Origin of the sequence: Herbidospora sakaeratensis (assembly GCF_001570525.1) — a bacterium.
GTDB classification, from domain to species: Bacteria; Actinomycetota; Actinomycetes; order Streptosporangiales; family Streptosporangiaceae; genus Herbidospora; species Herbidospora sakaeratensis.
In genome coordinates, this window is sequence record NZ_BBXC01000004.1 from 1 (window position 1) to 1013 (window position 1013).

The 1013-nt window shown below is 69.8% G+C and carries 1 protein-coding gene; it reads left to right on the plus strand.

Features of this window, described 5'->3' with window-relative positions; all coding sequences use genetic code 11:
• Positions 1–1013, plus strand: a 1013-nt coding sequence (locus AW271_RS00020) for an RICIN domain-containing protein (protein ID WP_169806246.1), incomplete at both ends; no start/stop codon positions are given.

The window sequence follows — 1013 nt, forward strand, 5'->3', positions numbered from 1 at the left end:
CACCTGTACGGCCTGCACCCCAGCAACCAGATCACCAAACGCGGCACCCCCGCCCTCTACACCGCCGCCCGCCGCACCCTGGAGTTGCGCGGCGACGACGGCACCGGCTGGTCGCTCGCCTGGAAGATCAACTACTGGGCGCGGATGGAAGAAGGCGCCCGCGCCCACACCCTCCTCAAGCTGCTGGTCACCACCGCCCGCCTCGCGCCCAACATGTTCGACCTGCACCCGCCCTTCCAGATCGACGGCAACTTCGGCGCCACCTCCGGCATCGCCGAAATGCTCCTGCAGTCCCACACCGGCGAACTCCACCTGCTGCCCGCCCTCCCCTCAGCCTGGCCTGCCGGGAAGGTCACCGGGCTGCGCGCACGCGGCGGCTACACCGTCGCCGCCACCTGGAGCTCGGGCCGCGCCACCGAAATCCTCATCCGCTTCGACCGCGCCGGCACCGTCCGCGTCCGCAACACCGTCTTCACCGGCACCGTCGAGGTCACCGACAACGGCGCCGCCGTCACCTTCACCAAACCCGAAACCGACCTGGTCTCCTTCACCGGCCAAGCCGGCCGCACCTACCGCCTCACCGGCACCGGCACCCCCCAGCAACCCACCTCCTGGGTGCGCATCACCAACGGCACCACCGGCCTCGCGCTCGACAGCGGCGGCAACGTCGCCTCCGGCTCCGTGGTCAAACAGTGGACCTCCGGAACCTCCACCAACCTGCAGTGGCAGCTGGTCGACCTGGGCAGCGGCTGGTACCGCATCGTCAACCGCACCAACGGCATGGTCATCGACAGCTGGGGCAACACCGCCAACGGCGCCAACGCCCGCCAGGCCGCCTGGACCGGCGGCAACAACCAGCAATGGCGGCTGGCCTCCACCGGCAACGGCCGCCACCAGATCATCAACCGCGGCACCGGCACCGCCCTGGACGGCATGGGCAACGCCACCTCCGGCTCCACCGTCTGCATGTGGGCACCCAACACCAACACCAACAACCAGTGGACCATCACCAC